The sequence below is a fragment of the Ochrobactrum chromiisoli genome (assembly GCF_026241335.1).
Classification (GTDB): Bacteria; Pseudomonadota; Alphaproteobacteria; order Rhizobiales; family Rhizobiaceae; genus Brucella; species Brucella chromiisoli.
This window is the reverse complement of the sequence record NZ_JAPHAV010000003.1, coordinates 219,105-236,635: the sequence shown is the minus strand read 5'-3', so window position 1 is coordinate 236,635 and position 17,531 is coordinate 219,105. Positions and strand designations below refer to the sequence as shown.

Here is a 17,531-nt window from a genome sequence, read left to right as displayed (position 1 = left end):
CACAAATTCCCCGCGCTTCAAATCACCGCGACAACACATGTCCTGTAGAACACTAATTCAATTTGCCTTGCATGGGAATGTTCTATGAATTCATGAGAAACATATGATCCCCAGCCAAAACAGTGCAAAACGCTGCTCTTCGTGCTGTTTTATACGAGCCATGCTTGTGCTGTCAGGCAATTAACGCATTCTGCGAATCGTATATACCCTGCAATATGCGTCAAAATCTGGCACAAGATATAAAGCTGGAAAACGATGCAGGGAACGTGATTGGTTTTGCTTGATGAATAAGATAGCGCTTGAGCTGGAAGAAACAGCGAATGGACGATACGTCGTCCATGCAGTTCAGCCAAACAGCATGAAAGGGCAGTGGGCCTGATGTCGCGACATACGGACAATAATTATCCGAAACCGCTCGTCATGCCGAAGCGTGGCTCCAGTTCAGCCTTGAGGCTGCTGATCATCGGCGTCGTGCTGACCATGGCAGCCCTTGTCTATTTCCTGTTTCGCGATCAGCTTGGCGATGGTTTCGCAATCGTTTTAATGGGCATATTGTCCATGATTGGCGTTTTCTATCTTTTTGGTGCGGCCACGGGGCTGATCCAGTTCAGCCAGCGGCATGGTGGGCAGGATCTGGCGCATGTTTTCATGGATACACAGCCGGAAGGCACCGTCATTTCAGATGCACGCGGGCAGATTGTCTATGCAAACAATGCCTATGCCAGAATGACCGGCGTTGCATCCGCTGATGGTGTTCGCTCGCTCGATAATATTCTGACCACCGAACCTGCTGCTTCAGATGCTATTTACCGGCTGACAAATGCCGTGCGTGACGGGCTTTCGGGGCAGGAGGAAGTGCGTATTTCCGGTGGCCTTTCACGGGACGCTCAAGGAGCGGATGCTCCTGTCTGGTATCGTATCAAGGCACGTCCCGTTGACGGCGGACAGGATTTCAAGGGAACGCTTGTCGCCTGGCAGATTGCGGATATTTCGGACGAGCGCGCCGAACAGGAGCGATTCTTTCAGGAGTTGCAGGAAGCAATCAACCACCTTGATCATGCGCCTGCCGGATTTTTTTCGGCTGATCCTTCGGGCCGTATCATCTATCTCAATGCAACCCTTGCCGAATGGCTTGGCGTAGACCTCACGCAATTCACCCCCGGTTCTCTCACGCTCAATGATATTGTCGCAGGCAGCGGTATGGCGCTTATCAAAGCCGTCAAAGCAGAACCCGGCACCAGCCGTAACACTGTGATCGATCTCGATCTGATCAAGCGCAATGGTCAGAGCCTCGCTGTGCGCTTTTATCATCGCGTTCAGGCTGCACGCGATGGCACACGCGGCACCAGCCGCACGATCGTGTTGGATCGTGCAGAGGGTGATGATTCCTCCGCAGCACTGCGCTCGGCAGAAGTCCGCTTCACGCGCTTCTTCAATTCCGCCCCAATGGCCATTGCAGCCGTGGATGCGCAAGGCCATACGCTGCGTACCAATGCGCGCTTCCTTGATATTTTCGCGCCGGTCGTGGATCGCGATGCGGTGGATAACCGCATCAAGCTCGAAAATGTCGTCCATGAACGTGATCGCGATACGTTCAACAAGGCGCTGGCAGCGGCCTTTGCAGGCCAAGCCAGTATTTCGCCAGTCGACACCGTTCTTCCGGGCAATGAAGACCGTCACATTCGCTTTTATCTGAGCGCGGTCACTGATCTTGGCGAAACAAGCGAAGAAGCAGCGATCGTGTCGGCGGTAGAAACCACCGAGCAGAAGGCGCTCGAAAATCAGATGGCGCAAAGCCAGAAGATGCAGGCTGTCGGCCAGCTTGCCGGTGGTATCGCGCACGACTTCAACAACGTCCTGACCGCGATCATCATGTCATCGGACCTGCTGCTGAGCAATTATCGCGCTTCCGACCCGTCCTTCCCTGACATTATGAACATCAAGCAGAACGCCAATCGGGCCGCCTCGCTCGTGCGTCAGTTGCTTGCATTCTCGCGCCGTCAGACGCTTCGTCCAGAGGTTCTTGATCTTACCGATGTTCTGGCCGATCTGCGTATGCTGTTGGCGCGTCTGGTGGGTAAGGATATCAGCCTCAAGATCGAACATGGACGCGATGTCTGGCCTGTTAAGGCCGATCTTGGCCAGTTTGAACAGGTCGCCGTCAATCTCGCTGTGAATGCCCGTGACGCGATGCCGGAGGGCGGTGAGATCACGCTACGCACGCGCAACGTCAAAGCACATGAGGCAGCCAAGCTTCACTATCGTGATCTGCCCGAAGCCGACTATGTTGTCTTTGAAGTGGAAGATACCGGTACGGGAATTCCGGCCGATGTGCTCGAAAAAATCTTCGAGCCATTCTTCACCACCAAGGAAGTGGGCAAAGGCACCGGCCTCGGTCTCTCCATGGTCTATGGCATTATCAAGCAAACCGGCGGCTTCATCTATTGCGATTCCGAAGTCGGCAAGGGTACGACCTTCAAAATTTTCCTGCCACGCCATATTGAAGAAAAAAGTGCAGACAATGCACCTGTCACAATCAAGGAAAAGAAGGTCGAAAAGGCCGCTGACCTTTCCGGCTCGGCAACTGTTCTGCTTGTCGAGGACGAAGACGCCGTGCGCATGGGCGGCGTGCGTGCGCTGCAATCGCGCGGCTACACCGTTCATGAAGCAGCCTCAGGCGTCGAAGCGCTGGAGGTTCTGGAAGAACTCAACGGGCAGGTGGATATTGTTGTCTCTGACGTTGTCATGCCTGAAATGGATGGACCGACGCTGCTGCGCGAATTGCGTAAGACCCATCCCGACATCAAATTCATCTTCGTATCGGGTTATGCGGAAGACGCATTCGCGCGTAATTTGCCAGCTGACGCCAAGTTCGGCTTCCTGCCAAAACCTTTCTCTCTCAAACAGTTAGCAACTGCTGTTAAAGAAATGCTGGAGAAAGAAGATTGATGCCCAAACGCGGTTCGCAAAGCAATGCGTAAGCGTATGATCGCAATTTTCGGCGGTGGACCGGCAGGGCTGTTTGCCGCCGAAAACTTGTCGGCGCTTGGACATTCGGTCACTGTTTACGAGCAGATGCCGACGGTCGGGCGCAAATTTCTGCTGGCGGGAAAATCGGGTCTTAACATTACCCATTCAGAAGATTTTGCCCGTTTTACACAGCGCTATGGTGCAAGCAGTGAACGGCTTCAGCCAGCTTTGCAGCAATTCACGCCGCAGAATTTACGCGCATGGGCGGATGCGCTCGGCGCTGAAACCTTTGTCGGCTCATCGGGCCGCGTGTTCCCAAAAGCGATGAAGGCTTCCCCGCTTTTACGCGCATGGTTGCGTCGTCTGGAAGCGCAGGATGTGACCATACTGACCCGCCATAAATGGGTCGGGTTCCGCACCGGCAAGCCGGTAATTGAGACATCGACTGGCACTCAAACCATATCCTGTGATGCAGCACTGTTTGCGTTTGGCGGCGCAAGCTGGCCCAAGCTTGGCTCGACTGGCGCATGGACAGAATTATTCGCAGCGCAAGGCGTCGACATTGCACCTTTTCGATCCGCCAATTGCGGCTTCGATGTCCACTGGAGCGATTTCTTTGCAGAACGATTTGCCGGAGAGCCGGTCAAGTCGGTAACGATCAAAAGCGCAGCAGGTGTTTCACAAGGCGAATTTGTGATCACACGCGGCGGTGTCGAAGGAAGCCTCGTCTATGCGCATTCAGCGGTTTTGCGCGATGATCTTGAACGCGATGGCCACGCCAGTCTGGAGCTTGATCTTGTGCCGGGGCGCACGCTTGAACGCCTGACACTTGATCTTTCGCGACAGGATAAGAAGCTAAGTATCAGCAATCTCTTGCGAAAAGGCGCAGGCCTAACGGGTGTCAAAGCAGCACTCGTGCTTGAGTTTTTGCGAGATAAAGACCCAATCACACTCGCCCAGACCATCAAGTCACTCAAAATTCCACTCCTTCGCCCGCGACCAATTGAGGAAGCGATATCCTCTGCTGGCGGCATAAAATGGAGCGAGATCAATGAACACTCTATGCTTGAAAAACTGCCGGGCACGTTTGTCACTGGCGAAATGATCGACTGGGAAGCCCCCACCGGCGGTTATCTTCTAACCGCGTGTTTTGCAATGGCGAAGGCTTCTGCAAACGGTATTCATAACTGGCTTGCGAAATCCGGTTAGAGCCTGAGAAATGATATAGGTGGCAATCATCAGGGCTTTGCAACAGGCGCTGTAAGGTCCGCAAGCTTGAGCTTGCGGAAGTCTCCACCACTGGGATTCTGGAATGGATAAAGGCCAAATTCCGGCATCACCGCATAAAGGTGGTCGAAAATATCAGACTGGATTTGCTCATACGATGCCCAGACAGTGGTGTTAGTGAAGCAATAGATTTCGAGCGGCAATCCATCTGGCGTGGGGTCCATCTGGCGCACGAGCAGGGTCATGCCCTTGTGAACAGCGGGATGGTTTCGCAGATAGGTCTCGACATAGGCGCGGAACGTCCCAATATTGGTAAAGCGGCGCGTATTAACCGGGTTCTTCGCCTTATCGCCAAGCTTCGCATTCCATTCGGCGATTTCCTTTTCTTTTTTCGAAAGATAGCCTGTGAGCTGATCAATCGAGGCAAGGCTTTGAAGCTCATCTTCACTGAGAAAACGGATGGTTGCCTGATCGATAAACAAGGCGCGCTTGATGCGTCTGCCACCGGATTGCTGCATCCCGCGATAGTTTTTCATCGGTTCGGTGATGAGTTTGCGAATAGGGATAGTCGTAATCGTCTTGTCGAAATTCTGCACTTTGACCGTATAAAGCGCAATCTCAACAACATCGCCATTGGCATCAAGATTCTTCATTTCAATCCAGTCGCCAACCCGCACCATGTTGGAAGAGGCTATTTGCATACTGGCGACGAGTGAAAGCAGTGTATCCTGAAACACCAGAATAAGCACGGCCGCCATCGCACCCACACCAGACAACAGGATTACCGGTGAGCGATCCAGAAGTGTCGCGATAATCAGCACCACCGCGACGATATAAATTGCAAGCTTGCTGACCTGAACATAGCCTTTGATCGGCCGATCTTTCGACTCTTCACGGCGGCTATAGAGCGTTTCCACGACGCTCAAGACAGCGCTTAAAGTGAAGGCCAGAGTCAGAATGATAAAGGCAATTGCCACATTATTGATCACCGTCAATGCGATGTGTGGCATTCCGGGAATTGCGACAATCCCAGTCGAAATAATGAGCGCCGGAACAATATTGGCCAAATGGCCGACGACGCCATGCTGCTTTATTTCCTCATCCTGCCCGAAAGGCGTTTTCTGTACAATACGATCAAGAACCTTGAGCAAAACAGCTTTAACAAGGAAATTGGCGACAAAAGCCGCAAGAAAAAGGCCCAACAGCAATGCAACTGTCTGCGCCCATGGGTGAGCAATAAAAAATTCCGACAATAGAGTTTCCCGGATGCTTTGGCCAAATTGATTGGGCCTGAATGATTTGGTGATTTAGAAAAGTCCTACGTGTACGCGGTGCTGAAATCAACCTTTCGACTTTATTTCAAAAAAATCCCGGCCAAAAGGCCGGGATTTTTCTCGATATACCGAAACAAATTACTGCGCCGGAGCAGGGGTTGCGGGCGTGGCAGGTGCCGTCGCATCTGGCGCTGCCGGTGCAGGCGTTGTTGCTGGTGCGTTCATTTCAGCGGCTGCATTTGGATCTGCAACACCGTCCTTGAAGAGCACGCCACGATCAAAGGTCGGCGCCTCCGTCAACTGTTCCTTGCTTGCCTTGATGACCAGCCATTTTTTACCATCGCTTCGGGTTGCCAGCTGCAACTGATCCGGGCTGACCGCAACGTCCTTTTCACCCACGCCGAGAAAACCGCCAACACCAATCACAGCAGCCTGAATTTCGCCCTCAGGGCTTACAATCAGATCGTTGAGATTGCCAACAGACGCCGCATCGGCTGCGTCACTTTCATAAACTGTCTGTCCGATAAAGCTCGAAACAAGAAGCTGTCCATCCTTGGCTTCGACAAAGCCAATCTTTTCAGATTCCGCAGCAGGCGGACTACCGAACATGTTCTGAGAAGAAACCGGAAGCTCCGAGGCCGCAGGGGCTGCTCCCATCGGTGCTGGGTCTGCTGTCTGGGCGAAGGCTGCCCCTCCGATAAACAGCGCACACGTCGTTGTCAGAAGTGTTGTTCTAAGCATAACCATCTCCTTTATACGTTCGGTTTCACTAAACAAACGTAGAGAATGGCGAGGGGTTCCAATTTTTTTCAAAATTTTCATACAAAAAGGGTGAGTAAGAATAGAAAAAATGAAAGATAAAAAATAAAACAGGCCGGTATTAACCGGCCTGCCATTAATACTTTATATTACTCTATCTTAACTGCAGCCACTTGTAGAGCCGCATGTATCACACTTCAAACAAGTTCCATTACGGACCATGGTGAAGTTCTGGCATTCTGTGCAACTATCGCCGGTGTAACCCTGCATCATCGACTTGATACGACGATCCGCTTCAAGCTTTTTGGCAGCATTTGTTGTTTCTGCGCGAGCTGACGCTGCATCGGCAGCCGCCTTATCAGAGAACAATTCCGTTGCAGCCATATTTTCCTGTTCAGCGGCGGGTGTCGGCTGTTCTTCAAACTCACGCTTGAAGGCCGTGGCACCATCCGTCACAAGACCAACCGTCGCCGAGCGAGCCGAAGAAGACTTGAGCGTCGTTACATTCGACACCTGTTGTGGTGTTGAAGCAGCCGAGCCCTTCGATTCTGTACCGGGCAGGGTGGTCGAGACAAGCGTTGGCTTGTAGCCGCGCGTCCAGCCGGTCGACACAAGATTGGTCTTGCCTTCCTGAATACCCTTACCAAGTGCGGTATTGGAGAAGTCGCTCGTATCAACATGGGCGAGATCGTTGCGTCCGAGATAGGAAACTGCCAGCTCGCGGAACACATAATCAATGATCGACGTTGCGGTTTTAATCGCATCGTTACCAATCACCATGCCAGCAGGTTCGAACTTGGTGAAGGTGAATGCCTCAACATATTCTTCAAGCGGCACACCATATTGCAGGCCCAGCGACACAGCGATTGCGAAATTGTTCATCATCGCACGGAAAGCAGCGCCTTCCTTATGCATATCGATAAAGATTTCGCCAAGACGACCATTACCAAATTCACCTGTGCGCAGATAAACTTTGTGACCGCCAACAACAGCCTTCTGTGTGTACCCCTGACGACGGTTCGGCAGCTTTTCCCGCTCATGAACAATCTTTTCGATGACCTTTTCGACAACACGCTCGGTGACGTGAACGGCACGCGCAGCAGCTGGCGCTTCGATCAGTGCATCAACCGCATCATCTTCATCTTCATCATCTGCAATCAGCGACGCATTAAGCGGCTGCGAAAGCTTGGAGCCATCGCGATAAAGTGCATTCGCCTTGAGTGCCAGCTTCCATGAAAGCATGTAAGCGCTCTTGCAGTCTTCAACCGTTGCTTCATTCGGCATGTTGATCGTCTTGGAAATCGCGCCCGAAATGAACGGCTGCGCCGCAGCCATCATCCAGATATGGCTTTCAACCGAGAGATAACGCTTGCCGATCTTGCCACAGGCATTGGCGCAATCGAAAACCGGATAGTGCTCTTCTTTGAGGAACGGTGCACCTTCCAGCGTCATCGCACCGCAAACATGAACATTTGCTGCTTCAATATCCTTGCGGGCAAAGCCAAGCGCTGGCAGCATTTCAAACGAGAAGTCGTTGAGCTGCTCATCGGTCAGCTTCAGGATGTCCTTGCAGAAATCTTCGCCCAGCGTCCACTTGTTGAAAGCGAATTTGATGTCAAACGCACTCTTGAGAGCGGCATTCAGTGCTTCAATCTTCTCGTCCGTAAAGCCCTTGGCCCTCAGTGTTGAAGGATTGACACCCGGTGCCTGATTAAGATTGCCGTGACCGACAGCATAAGCCTCGATTTCAGCAATCTGGCTTTCCGAATAACCAAGCGTGCGCAGTGCTTCAGGAACAGCGCGGTTGATGATCTTGAAATAACCACCGCCGGCAAGCTTCTTGAACTTCACCAGCGCGAAGTCAGGCTCGATACCGGTCGTGTCACAATCCATGACAAGGCCAATCGTGCCGGTCGGCGCGATAACCGTTGCCTGCGCATTGCGATAACCGTGCTTTTCGCCCAGTTCCAGCGCCTTGTCCCAGGCAGCACGTGCATGCGCGATCATGTCTTGATCAGGGCAATTTTCGGCAATCAGACCAACCGGGTTAACGGCCAAACCTTCATAACCGTCATTTTCACCATAAGCAGCACGCCGATGATTGCGAATAACGCGCAGCATGCTTTCAGCATTCGGCTCATAGCTTGGGAAAGCACCCAGCTCCTTCGCCATTTCAGCAGATGTGGCATAGGCAACGCCGGTCATGATTGCGGTCAGTGCACCGCAGATCGCACGACCTTCGTCTGAGTCATAAGGAATGCCGGATGTCATCAGCAGGCCGCCAATGTTGGCATAGCCAAGGCCGAGTGTACGGTATTCATAAGACAGACGGGCGATTTCCTTGGAAGGGAACTGCGCCATCATCACCGAGATTTCGAGAACCATCGTCCAAAGGCGCGCAGTGTGCTCATAAGCACTAATATCGAACGAGCCATCCTTATTGCGATAGGTCAGCAGATTGATCGACGCCAGATTACAAGCCGTGTCATCAAGGAACATATATTCCGAGCACGGATTGGACGCACGGATTGGGCCAGCCGCAGGGCAGGTGTGCCAATCATTCATTGTGGTGTTGAAATGCAGACCCGGATCAGCTGAGGCCCAGGCTGCATAACCGATCTTTTCCCAAAGATCGCGCGCCTTGAGCGTCTTCATAACGCGACCATCGCGGCGCGCAGTCAGGTTCCAATCGCTGTCGTTTTCAACAGCGCGCAGGAATTCATCCTTGAGCGAAACCGAATTGTTTGAATTCTGTCCCGAAACAGTCAGATAGGCTTCAGAATCCCAGTCCGTGTCATAGGTCTTGAACTCAATGTCCGTGTAGCCCTGACGTGCAAACTGAATAACACGCTTCACGTAGTTTTCAGGAACCTGATTCTTTTTTGCAGCCTTGATTTCGCGCTTGAGAACCGGATTGTTGGATGGATCGAAGCAATCGTCATTGTCTGCTTCGCAATTAACGCAAGCCTTCATAATGGCAGTCAGATGCTGCTTGACGATCTTGGAGCCCGTGACAAGAGCCGCAACTTTCTGCTCTTCTTTCACCTTCCAGTCGATATATTCTTCAATATCCGGGTGATCAATATCGACAACCACCATCTTGGCGGCGCGACGTGTTGTACCACCTGATTTGATTGCGCCCGCTGCACGATCGCCAATTTTCAGGAAGCTCATCAAACCAGACGATTTGCCACCGCCCGAAAGCTTTTCACCCGCGCCACGCAGGTGCGAGAAGTTCGAGCCAGTGCCGGACCCATATTTGAACAAACGTGCTTCACGGACCCAGAGATCCATGATGCCGCCTTCATTGACGAGATCATCGCCAACCGACTGAATGAAGCAGGCATGCGGCTGCGGATGTTCATAAGCGGACTTGGATTTTGTCAGCTTACCGGTCTGCCAGTCAACATAGAAGTGACCCTGCCCAGGGCCGTCGATGCCATAGGCCCAATGCAGGCCTGTGTTGAACCATTGCGGGCTGTTTGGTGCCACGCGCTGCGTCGCAAGCATATAAGCAAGCTCATCGCGGAAGGCGCGCGCGTCTTCTTCCGAATCGAAGTAGCCACCCTTCCAGCCCCAATAGGTCCATGTGCCGGACAAACGGTCGAAAACCTGACAAGCATCCATTTCAGAACCGAAACGCTCATCTTCCGAAAGTTTCGCGAGAGCCTCTTCATCAGGCACAGAACGCCAGAGCCATGATGGCACGTCGTTTTCTTCAACCTTTTTCAGACGGGCAGGGACACCGGCCTTACGGAAATATTTCTGCGCAAGAATGTCTGCTGCAACCTGACTGAATTGCGCAGGGACATTGATGTCCTCAAGGCGAAACACCACCGAGCCATCGGGATTCTTGATCTCACTCGTCACCGTACGGAATTCGATCTCCGCATAAGCCGACTGGTTTTCTTTCGTGAAACGGCGTTCGATCTTCATCTGTCCCATCCAAACGTTCTATATATGGTAGCCTCGCTGAAAAATTTCAGCCCCGGCATTCCAGCCACGATACGTGCCTGCATATTCACTTCGAATGTCCTCATATATCAAAAGACAATCATGATTGAGGAGCTGGCTCCTCGAGAATTCTTTCAATCGATTTCGATCATGCGAAACCCAAACAACGCCACGGCCAAAAGACCGCTTTCATCCAAGCTTGCGGACAAGGCTTCCCTCATCTGGTATATTACCATGACCCAAAATACTAAATCTAGTATTAATACGTCATTGGCATCAATAAAATTCATCCGCCACGCAGCGCTGACATAGCAAATTTCAGACGCAAAAAACCTCGTGCGATCCACGCCTTTTCGACGCAACGCCCGTTGTCCACTACACTGATTTGAAAAAAAGACCGATAAATTCTTTACGCTCGGCCACGCCACTAACGCAACGATGTCGTTATAAAAAACGACTCGGACATGAGCGTCAAGCTTTGGTTTACCATTAAGCCCCCGGCGCTAGATATTGTGATTAAGCCGCGAGGCGAAATGTGGATAACGGGGAGAATGACAGATATATGAAGCTCGGCGTATTTAATTCCAAGACACATGCCAATCAGCAACACAAAGCATGTCTTTAATCCCGATCCCGGAACTGGGTTCAAATTTTGGACGACAAATCGCGGGTAACCTATTGCACAATAAGAAGGGGCAGGGTTCCTTTCCCACCAAAAGCTATTATTCGGCAGCCGCCGCCGTCAGCGAACCGTCAAAATCAAGAAGAATCCGTTTCAGATCAATTTCATCGACGCGTTCTGCAGCCTCGAGCGGCGAAACCCACTCACACACACGCATCTCCCGCTCTGGCCAGTCTTTGGCGCGCTCCACATAGTGTAGTGTATAGACGGCCACTGAAAACTGATTGATGCTTTCAGGCGGAAGATCGTTTTTGCAATATTCGAAGCTGCCGATAGGGCGTGACGAAATCTCACCGCGAACACCAGCTTCCTCGAAAGCCTCGCGTGCGGCAGTTTCTGCAAGCGTGCGCCCAACCTGTGGCCACCCTTTGGGGATAATCCAGCGGCCCGTACCGCGGCTGGTGATAAGCAGAGTTTGCAGATCGTCCGCATGAAAACGATACACAAGTGCCGCAACTTGCTGCAAACGACCAGAAGGCGTCAGAATACGCTTCTCCGTTGCAACAAATTTTTTAGCCTGTGTTTTCACCGCGAAAGTCCCACCATTTTCCAAACAGAATGGATTGATTCTCCGAAATGACAATGGATTTGTTTGCAGCCCCTTGAAACAAAACTATAAAAAATATTTATTTTCAATGACTTAATAAAAACAACGATCACTTCGCTTTCAATAAAAGATCAGTGATACGCCTCCACCGCTTTCCGGCTGACTTTCAATATAGTGTGATTGCGGTCGCTTTACCACCGCAATCACCTTTCATTTTTTTTCGTTTAGCCGCGTTTTCCGCCAGCAATAGGTTCTTGATAGGTGAAACCCATATCCCATGGAAAATAAATCCACGTATCCTGCGAAACTTCGGTTACGAATGTATCGACCAATGGACGGCCTTTTGGCTTCGCATAAACGGTGGCAAAATGCGCCTTTGGCATCATCTCACGAACAATAGCTGCTGTTTTGCCGGTGTCGGTCAGGTCATCGACCACGATCACGCCTTCACCGCCATTTTCGAGAAGCGGCGCGCTGATTCCCTTGAGAATTTCCATTTCGCCTTGCGATGTATAATCATGGTAAGATGCAACGCAGACAGTTTCGATCAAACGAATCCCGAGTTCACGGCAAACGATTGCAGCAGGAACCAGCCCACCGCGCGTGATCGCAACGATCGCACGCCATTCGCGATCCATATCTGCAATACGCCAGGCCAACGCACGGGCGTCACGGTGGAACTGATCCCAGGAAACGGGAAAGGCTTTATCGGGCAACGACATCAAAACGCTCCATGGAAAATCCGAAAACATCGTTCCGGACTTAATCAAACCAAAAATGCGCGATGACGCTTGCCATTCGCGCTGAACTGTCTGGATCTGCAGCTTTCCTCTATGCGCGCACAGCATTTCATGTGCATGCTGCACAACAAGGAAAGGCTTTCCGCCCGGCACAGTCAGCGCCGGGTGATGCTGATAACCGCAAAAATACCTGTAGCGCAAGAGCGGCGTGAGACGACATGTTCATTCCACGCCAAAAATATTGCACCAGACCGCGCGAAGCAGCCCGGTCAGACGTGTTATTTGTTTAACGCGAAAACAGCGTCAGAATTGGCAGTTCATTGAGCATGGAGCGTGTAACACCGCCAAAAACCAGTTCGCGCAATCGTGAGTGGCTGTAAGCCCCCATAACGAGAAGGTCTGCACGCTGTGCAATGATGTGCTCACGCAGCACATCCTGTGCATTGCGGCTATTGGATGCGAGCGGTGTAACACTGGCCTCGATTCCATGGCGTGACAAGGCCTGCGCCAGTTCACTTCCGGCAAGGGCTTCGTCTTCACTTTCACGCTCCGGCGGATCAATCCATATGACTTCCGTGCGGCTCGCATTTTTCATAAGTGGCTTGGCGTCGAAAGCAGCGCGTGCGGCCTCCCGCTTGCCATTGTATGCCACAACAATGCGATCAATCGCTTCCATTGGCAAAATCGGCGCGTGCGGCACCAGCAGAACCGGGCAACTCAAATTGAAAACAAGTGTGTCGGCGGTTTCATCATTGGTTGCCGGATCGTCAGGATCTGGCTGGCCAGCCACCAGCAGTTCAGCGCCAAGGCAGGATGTCAGCACACCATCCGCAGCCGTACCGGTTTCTGAGCGTGTGACGCGGAATTCGTGATGCACAGCCTGACGGCGCATCTCTTCTTCGAAAAGCAGCTTCAGGCGTTCGGAGATTTCCTTATGCTGCTTGTCATGCAACTCAAACATGCCCGGATCAATGAAACCATTGGGATCAGCGTACACGATAGGAGAGGGAACCGAATAAAGGCCGATGACGTGAATGTCAGGCGTTTTGCGCGTCAACAATGCGACCGCCGACAAAACCCGCTTTAACTCGGCATCACTACGGGCATAAGCCACCACCGTCTTATAGGACATATCCGATCTCCTTCCGGCTATTTTCCGTTTTAGTATATAACAATTCATTCCGACAAACAGGCAAAAATCCTGGGCTCAAGCTGCGCCTTGCGTCTGCAAGGTGATAATCATCGCCTCAATTGCACACACTGCCAAATCGATTTTGGTCTCATCGCTGCCGCGAACAACAAGCTCTGTGCTGAATTTTCCATTTTCGAATTTCGGATAAGAACCGATAATCGTTTCAGGATTTTCCTTCTGGATTGCCGAAAGAGGGGCGCCAATGACGCCTTCGCCAAACGGGCAGGGAACAGTTTTGGACAAAAGCTTACGGCCAGTTTTAAGCGTTGGAAGAACATTGTCGAGCATCGCCTGAAAGACCAAAGGCACCCCCGCCATGACATAGACATTGCCAATATGAAAACCGGGCGCCGTGGATACGGGATTGTCGATGTGCTCTGCCCCGTCAGGCATGCGCGCCATGCGCTTGCGAGAGTCGGTAAACTCCAAATCACGTCTGGCATAAGTTTCTGCCAGAAGGGTCATCGCCTTTTCATCATAAATACAAGGCACATTAAAAGCGCGCGATACGGCATCCGCAGTGATGTCGTCATGGGTCGGACCAATGCCGCCGGAAGTGAAGACATAGTCATATCCCGGACGCAACGCATTGAGGGCTGCAACAATGGCATCTTCATCATCCGCAACGATACGAACCTCTTTAAGATCAATTCCTGCGGCCGTCAGAACCTCGGCCAGATGGCCTATATTCTTGTCTTTCGTGCGCCCTGAGAGAAGCTCATCGCCAATGGCAAGCATTGCAGCGGTAACGGCTTTTTGCGGGATAGTCGTCATGCCCAGACTCCATTCTGTTTCATCACAGTTAATCCGTGGCTGACACAAGCTGCAACTGATTTTCTATAATTCTCAAACTAACGCGCCCGCATATGATCATTCACTTTTACACGAGCTTACATTCTAAAAAATCGTTGCGAACAATTTATTGAATAATATCCACTGTCAGCAAAACCAGTTGTTGTAAGCGTTCAAAACAGCTTGAATTTGTTTTACAAATCATGACATAGAATTCCTCAGCTGCGGTCGTGGCGAAATTGGTATACGCAACGGACTTAAAATCCGTCGCCTTTTAGGCTTGCGGGTTCAAGTCCCGCCGACCGCACCACCTATCTTCCCTGATAAAACATTGCGTTTTTACTCATGTTTACTGTTTCAAGCTTGTTTGAAACAGTAAAGCAATGTAGCGATGCGCAAATCTTCAAGAGAATGCAGAAAGCTGATTGATGAACGCCTTCGTAAAAGCCGTAGCTCAAGCTGAAACTGCCATGCGTGCGCTCTTTCCAGAGACGCCATTGCAGCGCAATGACTATCTTTCACGGAAATACGGCGCGGAAATTTGGCTCAAGCGCGAAGATCTGACGCCGGTTCGCTCCTATAAGATACGTGGTGCCTTCAACTTCATTTCACGCGCGGTGAAAACTGCCGACGAAAATGCGATATTTGTCTGCGCCTCAGCAGGCAATCACGCTCAGGGTTTTGCCTTTGCTTGCCGACACTTCGGTCGTAAAGGCGTGGTATTCATGCCGGTGACAACACCGCAGCAGAAAATCGACAAGACCCGCGCTTTCGGTGCAGAATTTATCGAAATCAAGCTCATCGGCGATATTTTCGATGTCTGCTATGCCGCGTCGCAAGACTATGCGGAGGCAAACAAGGGCGTAATGGTACCGCCTTTTGACCATGCTGGCATTATCGAAGGGCAGGCGACTGTTGCGCTCGAAATCGAGCGCCAGCTGCCGGATGGCAAAAAGCCGGATTTTGTGTTTTTGCCAGTTGGCGGCGGTGGTTTGTCGGCAGGTGTGACCCAATATTTCGATGGCCTTGGCTGGAAAATTGCCTACCGCTTTGTCGAGCCTAAAGGTGCTGCGAGCCTCAAAGGCAGCCTTGAAGCAGGCAAACGGATCAAGCTCAGTCAGGTTGATAATTTTGTCGATGGCGCAGCTGTGGCAGAGATCGGCAAAGAAAACTTCAAGCTTCTCAAAGGCTTCGACAAAGATATTGTCATCACGGTTCCAGAAAACCGCCTATGTTCGACAATGGTTGAAATGCTAAATATCGAAGGCGTGGTCCTTGAACCCGCAGGCGCGCTTGGCATTGATGCGCTCAAAGATTTCAAGAAAAGCGAACTTAAAGGCAAGCGCATTGTTATCGTCGTGTCAGGCGGCAATTTTGACTTTGAACGCCTGCCGGACGTCAAGGAACGCGCGCTTCGCTATGAAGGTCTGAAGAAATATTTCATCTTCCGCTTCCCACAGCGTCCCGGCGCACTGCGCTCATTCCTTGATCTGCTCGGTCCGGAAGACGACGTGGCCCGCTTTGAATATTTGAAGAAATCCGCACGCAATTTCGGTTCCGTCCTGATCGGCATTGAAACCAAGAATGCGGCGAACTTCAAAATTCTCGAAAAGAAATTTGCCGAAGCCGGATGGGCCTATCAGGATATAACGGACAATCAGGTGCTTGCAGATTTCATCATCTGACAAAGCATTAAATAAAAATCATTTGCTTTTTGGGGTAAAACGCCCCATATGCCTGCTCAGGCGCATGGGCTGAACTGTTTCAGCCTTCCCGGAATCGGACTTGTTGCGTCTCGCCTCTTGCAGTCAGAATGGTCTGAGAGCAGGGGAGACCCGACTGGTTTCGGGCACGGCAGCGCAAGTCGACCGGATGTTTCCGGCGTCCCGTCGTATCATCACAAAGCTATTTTTCGGCAAGTTGCGCTTGTCCGAAGTTTTAAAGCGGACTGCAATTTTGCGGTGCCGCCGAAAGAGTTTAAATTGACTACTGAAAACATTGGCGGCTTTGCCGCTCTTGGCGTTACTGGCGTACTCCTTAAAGGCGTTGAAGCTGCTGGTATGACCGAGCCAAAGCCGATCCAGACACAGGCCATTCCGCATCAGCTGGAAGGTCGCGATATTTTAGGCATCGCACAGACAGGTTCCGGCAAGACCGCTGCCTTCAGCCTGCCGATCCTGCAGAAAATCATTGGGCTTGGCGACAAGCGCAAGGGTAAGACGGCACGCGCGCTGATCCTTGCACCAACCCGCGAACTGGCCGTGCAGATCGAAGAAACGATCCGTACCGTTGCCAAGCAGGCGCATATTTCGACTGCGCTCGTTCTCGGCGGCGTATCGCGCCTGAGCCAGATCAAGCGCATGCAGGGCGGCGTTGATGTTCTCATCGCAACACCTGGCCGTCTGACTGACCTGGTGCGTGAGAACTGCATTGATCTTTCGGAAACCCGTTGGTTGGTTCTCGATGAAGCTGACCGTATGCTTGATATGGGCTTCATCAATGATGTGAAGCGCATTGCCAAGGGCACGCACAAAAACCGTCAGACCGCACTTTTCTCGGCAACCATGCCAAAGGAAATCGCAGCACTCGCACAGAGCCTGCTGCGTGATCCGGTTCGCGTTGAAGTGGCTCCACAGGGCACAACAGCGGCTGAAATAACTCAGGTTGGGCACCCTGTTCCAACCAAGGAAAAGCGTCGTCTGCTCTCCGGTCTTCTGGGCGACAAGACCATGAAATCCGTTATCGTGTTCACCCGTACAAAGCACGGTGCCGATGCGGTTGTGCGTCATCTCGAACGTGACGGTTTCGATGTTGCAGCGATCCACGGCAACAAATCACAGAACGCCCGCCAGCGCGCGCTGAACGGCTTCCGCGATGGCACATTGCGCATTCTGGTTGCAACCGACATCGCCGCACGCGGCATTGACGTTCCGGGCATTAGCCATGTGGTCAATTATGACCTGCCGGACGAGCCGGAAACCTATGTGCACCGCATTGGCCGTACGGGCCGTAACGGCGCAAGCGGCGCATCGATCACGCTTTATGATGCTGCAACGGAAGATACAAAGCTTCGTGCCGTTGAACGCGTCACGCGCAGCAAGCTCACCATCAAGGAAGCGCCCGTCAAGCTCGCACCAGCACCGGCGCCAAAGTTTGATGATGCTGAAGACAAACCACGTTCGGATCGTAAACCCGGATCGCACAGCGTGCCACAGAAGCATCGTCGTCCGGCCAACAAGATGGCCAAGTCTGGCGAAAATCGTTCAACGCCAGCACCAAAGCCAGCAAACGGCGAAGCGGCTGCAAAGCCAAAGCGTCCATTCCATCGCAAGCGTCGTCCAGGTGGCGGCGGTGGCGGCCAGCGCGCTGCTTAATCGCAGCACACGTTTTTCTA

At 52.0% G+C, this 17,531-nt stretch carries 11 protein-coding genes and 1 tRNA gene; 5 read left to right on the top strand and 7 right to left on the bottom strand.

Features of this window, described 5'->3' with window-relative positions; translation table 11 throughout:
- Nucleotides 1-378: 378 nt before the first annotated feature.
- Together cckA and OPR82_RS10320 are read left to right on the top strand one after the other, a co-directional pair.
- The gene (cckA, locus tag OPR82_RS10325) at nt 379-2,949 is read left to right on the top strand and encodes a cell cycle histidine kinase CckA (protein WP_265984698.1); all 2,571 of its coding nucleotides are present in this window, start codon (nt 379-381) and stop codon (nt 2,947-2,949) included.
- A 24-nt stretch (nt 2,950-2,973) separates the two neighbouring features.
- The gene (locus OPR82_RS10320) at nt 2,974-4,179 is read left to right on the top strand and encodes a TIGR03862 family flavoprotein (RefSeq protein ID WP_265984697.1); all 1,206 of its coding nucleotides are present in this window, start codon (nt 2,974-2,976) and stop codon (nt 4,177-4,179) included.
- 29 nt (nt 4,180-4,208) lie between these two features.
- Here the strand turns inward: OPR82_RS10320 and OPR82_RS10315 are convergent, their stop codons facing one another.
- The 7 genes from OPR82_RS10315 to OPR82_RS10285 form a co-directional block, all read right to left on the bottom strand.
- Complete coding sequence (locus OPR82_RS10315; RefSeq protein ID WP_265984696.1) at nt 4,209-5,450, bottom strand: mechanosensitive ion channel family protein; 1,242 nt, start codon at nt 5,448-5,450, stop codon at nt 4,209-4,211.
- A 159-nt stretch (nt 5,451-5,609) separates the two neighbouring features.
- Nucleotides 5,610-6,212, bottom strand: a complete 603-nt coding sequence (locus OPR82_RS10310) for a PRC-barrel domain-containing protein (RefSeq protein WP_265984695.1) — start codon at nt 6,210-6,212, stop codon at nt 5,610-5,612.
- A gap of 177 nt (nt 6,213-6,389) precedes the next feature.
- The gene (locus tag OPR82_RS10305) at nt 6,390-10,166 is read right to left on the bottom strand and encodes a vitamin B12-dependent ribonucleotide reductase (RefSeq protein WP_265984694.1); all 3,777 of its coding nucleotides are present in this window, start codon (nt 10,164-10,166) and stop codon (nt 6,390-6,392) included.
- 740 nt (nt 10,167-10,906) lie between these two features.
- On the bottom strand, nt 10,907-11,395 hold the full coding sequence (locus OPR82_RS10300; protein ID WP_265984693.1) for an NUDIX hydrolase: 489 nt from the start codon (nt 11,393-11,395) through the stop codon (nt 10,907-10,909).
- A gap of 242 nt (nt 11,396-11,637) precedes the next feature.
- On the bottom strand, nt 11,638-12,135 hold the full coding sequence (gene gpt / locus OPR82_RS10295; protein ID WP_007875001.1) for a xanthine phosphoribosyltransferase: 498 nt from the start codon (nt 12,133-12,135) through the stop codon (nt 11,638-11,640).
- Nucleotides 12,136-12,439: 304 nt separating this feature from the next.
- Entirely contained in the window at nt 12,440-13,285 is an 846-nt protein-coding gene (locus OPR82_RS10290) for a universal stress protein (RefSeq protein ID WP_265984692.1), read from the bottom strand.
- 75 nt (nt 13,286-13,360) lie between these two features.
- A complete protein-coding gene (locus OPR82_RS10285) occupies nt 13,361-14,119 on the bottom strand; it encodes a competence/damage-inducible protein A (RefSeq protein ID WP_265984691.1) in 759 nt (252 codons plus the stop codon).
- A gap of 242 nt (nt 14,120-14,361) precedes the next feature.
- On the opposite strand from OPR82_RS10285, the gene OPR82_RS10280 reads away from it, so the two are divergent.
- The 3 genes from OPR82_RS10280 to OPR82_RS10270 all read left to right on the top strand — a co-directional run bounded on the left by OPR82_RS10280 (nt 14,362) and on the right by OPR82_RS10270 (nt 17,511).
- Nucleotides 14,362-14,447, top strand: a tRNA-Leu gene (locus OPR82_RS10280).
- A gap of 115 nt (nt 14,448-14,562) precedes the next feature.
- Complete coding sequence (gene ilvA / locus OPR82_RS10275) at nt 14,563-15,822, top strand: threonine ammonia-lyase IlvA (protein ID WP_265984690.1); 1,260 nt, start codon at nt 14,563-14,565, stop codon at nt 15,820-15,822.
- 48 nt (nt 15,823-15,870) lie between these two features.
- Nucleotides 15,871-17,511: a DEAD/DEAH box helicase gene (locus OPR82_RS10270; RefSeq protein WP_407673246.1), complete on the top strand. Its 1,641-nt coding sequence runs from the start codon at nt 15,871-15,873 to the stop codon at nt 17,509-17,511.
- The last annotated feature ends 20 nt before the right edge of the window (nt 17,512-17,531 follow it).

Coding starts and splice junctions, on each gene's coding strand:
- cckA (WP_265984698.1), top strand. CDS start 379: ATGTCGCGACATACGGACAATAATTATCCGAAACCGCTCGTCATGCCG.
- OPR82_RS10320 (WP_265984697.1), top strand. CDS start 2,974: ATGCGTAAGCGTATGATCGCAATTTTCGGCGGTGGACCGGCAGGGCTG.
- OPR82_RS10310 (WP_265984695.1), bottom strand. CDS start 6,212: ATGCTTAGAACAACACTTCTGACAACGACGTGTGCGCTGTTTATCGGA.
- OPR82_RS10305 (WP_265984694.1), bottom strand. CDS start 10,166: ATGAAGATCGAACGCCGTTTCACGAAAGAAAACCAGTCGGCTTATGCG.
- gpt (WP_007875001.1), bottom strand. CDS start 12,135: ATGTCGTTGCCCGATAAAGCCTTTCCCGTTTCCTGGGATCAGTTCCAC.
- OPR82_RS10290 (WP_265984692.1), bottom strand. CDS start 13,285: ATGTCCTATAAGACGGTGGTGGCTTATGCCCGTAGTGATGCCGAGTTA.
- OPR82_RS10285 (WP_265984691.1), bottom strand. CDS start 14,119: ATGACGACTATCCCGCAAAAAGCCGTTACCGCTGCAATGCTTGCCATT.
- OPR82_RS10270 (WP_407673246.1), top strand. CDS start 15,871: ATGCCTGCTCAGGCGCATGGGCTGAACTGTTTCAGCCTTCCCGGAATC.